Annotated in this window: 5 protein-coding genes and 1 pseudogene; 1 reads left to right on the forward strand and 5 read right to left on the reverse strand. The window is 31.4% G+C overall.

All coding sequences use genetic code 11. From position 1 onward, the window contains the following. Nucleotides 1-311 precede the first annotated feature (311 nt). Both B6258_RS02930 and B6258_RS02940 read right to left on the reverse strand, forming a co-directional pair. Nucleotides 312-680 (reverse strand): hypothetical protein, encoded by a 369-nt coding sequence (locus B6258_RS02930; RefSeq protein WP_099074017.1) that lies wholly within the window; start codon nucleotides 678-680, stop codon nucleotides 312-314. A gap of 203 nt (nucleotides 681-883) precedes the next feature. Beyond that, nucleotides 884-1,243, reverse strand: coding sequence for a hypothetical protein (locus B6258_RS02940; protein WP_099074019.1), 360 nt, complete (start codon nucleotides 1,241-1,243; stop codon nucleotides 884-886). A gap of 35 nt (nucleotides 1,244-1,278) precedes the next feature. On the opposite strand from B6258_RS02940, the pseudogene B6258_RS18530 reads away from it, so the two are divergent. Continuing rightward, nucleotides 1,279-1,386: pseudogene (locus B6258_RS18530) on the forward strand (transposase); the annotation flags it as partial. Between the two features lie 162 nt (nucleotides 1,387-1,548). Here B6258_RS18530 and B6258_RS02950 read toward each other — a convergent pair. The 3 genes from B6258_RS02950 to B6258_RS18005 all read right to left on the reverse strand — a co-directional run. Further along, nucleotides 1,549-2,073 (reverse strand): hypothetical protein, encoded by a 525-nt coding sequence (locus B6258_RS02950; RefSeq protein ID WP_240531511.1) that lies wholly within the window; start codon nucleotides 2,071-2,073, stop codon nucleotides 1,549-1,551. Next, complete coding sequence (locus B6258_RS18435) at nucleotides 2,070-2,204, reverse strand: hypothetical protein (protein WP_276307758.1); 135 nt, start codon at nucleotides 2,202-2,204, stop codon at nucleotides 2,070-2,072. Before B6258_RS18435 ends, B6258_RS02950 begins: the two co-directional genes overlap by 4 nt. A gap of 2 nt (nucleotides 2,205-2,206) precedes the next feature. After that, a partial coding sequence (locus B6258_RS18005) for a hypothetical protein (RefSeq protein ID WP_164996128.1) occupies nucleotides 2,207-2,695 on the reverse strand: 489 nt, incomplete at its 5' end.

A 2,695-nucleotide genomic window follows, 5' to 3' on the forward strand; every position in this document is an offset into this window, starting at 1 on the left:
AATCTGCGCACCAATTTCACCCACTAGCTGCTGTTTCTGTTGGCGGTTTTGCTCTTTCTCTTTGTCGAAAATTTTATTTAATATGCTGTGGGCGTTATCAGTGTCTTGGTTTAATTGCGCGATATCTTGCTGTTGATTGTCAGTATCACGCACTGTCCATGTGCCTTGTGATACCACAGATTGGGTGGTTGTTTAGCAGAAGTTTATTTATAAAAATTCGTCTTCAAACAATTCATAATCATTTATATATAACTTTTTTAAAATTTCATCATTAGATATTAGGAACTGGTAACATTTATTAATTTCACTAATCAGTTTAGATGATATTTTTTTCTAAATTTAGAGTTAGAATATTGAACTAACCCACTCATAGCCGTAGATAATATTGGAATACTCATATTATTGACTTGTTCTTCTATATATTTCAGAGCGTATTTTTTATTTAAATCTAATAAATGATCTAAACAACGCGACTTTAAGTAGTCATCACCGACCACTTCCGACTCTATTATAAGTCTAGAATACTCTTCACATAACCCTTTGTTTAAATATGATAATTCTGTTAAGGTACAAGCTGCTTCATCATCAGGATTATCAAACGAATTAATATCTAAATAACCATTTTTTATATAGTTTTTTAGTTTTTCCTCTAAAATTAATGATTCTTTTAAATTTATCATCATTATTCCTTAAATAATCCAGTTTTTACTGTTGAAAGTCTTTTAGTTCCATCAGGTAATATAGTCCATACTGCAGAAATACGAACGAAATAACTATTATCAATATTATTTTTTAATACTATTGAGCTATTTCTATTATTTTCTGTAACCAGAGAAGCTGTATCAAGTAATTTATTTATTATTTTCTGGTGTATCATCAAATCCTATTTTTCTAGAACCATTCCCATTGTTCTAGAACGTTCAATTATTTTTATATTATCTTTAATAACATCTAATTCTTTAATTTTACCAGGATCTTTAGCAAAAGCTCTTTGGTTATCACGTTTTTCATTTATTAACACTGATTGCCTTGCTAATAACGATTCTAAATCTCCTTTTGCTTTGCCTCTAAGCCATATTTCTATCTTATCTACAGGTATAGCAGCATCGCCTTTAACCGCAGTTATATGCTCCCGACCATGAGCATCTGGTAACGAGTGAATTGAAAAATTATTGGATAACCTCTGTTGACTCACTAAAGCTTCTATTTTTCTCGCAGCGACTGAACCTATTAACGGCGTCATTGACGCGCTAATTTGGAGTGTTTCAATTAAAGGGGACACTATTTGATTATCAGGCCGATATACATAAAGCTATTTATACAACCAATGCGATTGAATTACTGAACAGCGTTATTAGGCATATGACAAAGGAAAGAAAGATATTTTCATAGGATGAATCAGTAAAAAGTGGACCATGCTGATACAAAATTGGTGCTCAGTAATGAACTGATTTATGATCCACTTTGATAGTTGAATCAATGACCACCTGCAAATAATACATAGGTTACTTACACAAAGTTATCTACAGGCTCCAATGCAAATACCAATTAAATTAAAATAAGTTCTCCGCATTCATCAAAAGGCGCTTTTATTTTATAGTTTCGAGTATAAACATTAACTATATATCTCAAATAATTTTTTAGATCCCAATCAGTAGCTTCCACTATTTCTTCATTCTCATCATATTGATAAATGATATTAGGTGTAACCGATGCTGTTAAAACAAAAAAGTATTGAGTATAACTTTCTACTGCAATAAAAAATGGTTTTTTATCTAATAAATCATATTGTTGAATAGCAGAGAGTTCCTCTCTCATTCCTGATTGCATCAATATACTTCCTCTTATTGTTTTTTGATTTCGATAAAAAAGAAGGGGATCATCGCCAAAAAGACCACCACTACAACGCCCTATACTGGTTAAAAAATCATATAACTGATCTTTAACTTCGATATCATATAAACGTTCGATTTTTTTTATTTCATCATCAGAATAACCTCGCATATAGCTAACATCGATAGGTAACTCTGGATAAACAGAATGCAGATATTCAATTAGTTCATTGTTAATCATTTATTTTCTCCCGTAGAGCCTTGATAAATAGTTACATTAAGGTTTTTATTATTCTCAGCAAAGTTTTGGCTTGTATAACCACAACCAACACACATTCCTGGATCTCGTTTAGATGTATTTTGTATTGCCATATTCAAGATGCTTCTTTTCCTTTATAAGCATCTTGAATATAATTAAATAGCTTTTTTTCAGCATGATTAAAATTTATTTTCTTAGCTTCAATATTACCTATACTGGTAAAGTTATTTTCATCTTTTCGTACTACTCTATAACTAATACTACCAATATTTACTGTATCAGGTGATTGTCCCGACCATGATTTTCCACTAACAGAAAGGTAATATTCCTTCTTTCCATTCACAGTAACTGATGCGGTAGCATAACTAACCGCAGCCCCTTCTTGTTGTGATATATTTTTTAAATATTTTTTTGTTTCTTGTCTGATAATATCTAAATTCAGTGCAGGATCACTAATCTGCTTTAGATCATGTACACGATAATTAGAACTTACACTATTTGCTCTTTGATTGTTATCATCTTTATTACCCCGAATCGCCGTCGTTCTAACTGTGATCCCTGAATCTTTAGAGGGCCCTGATATACCAATACTATCAAAACCTTC

The sequence above is a fragment of the Proteus alimentorum genome (genome assembly GCF_002607735.1).
Classification (GTDB): Bacteria; Pseudomonadota; Gammaproteobacteria; order Enterobacterales; family Enterobacteriaceae; genus Proteus; species Proteus alimentorum.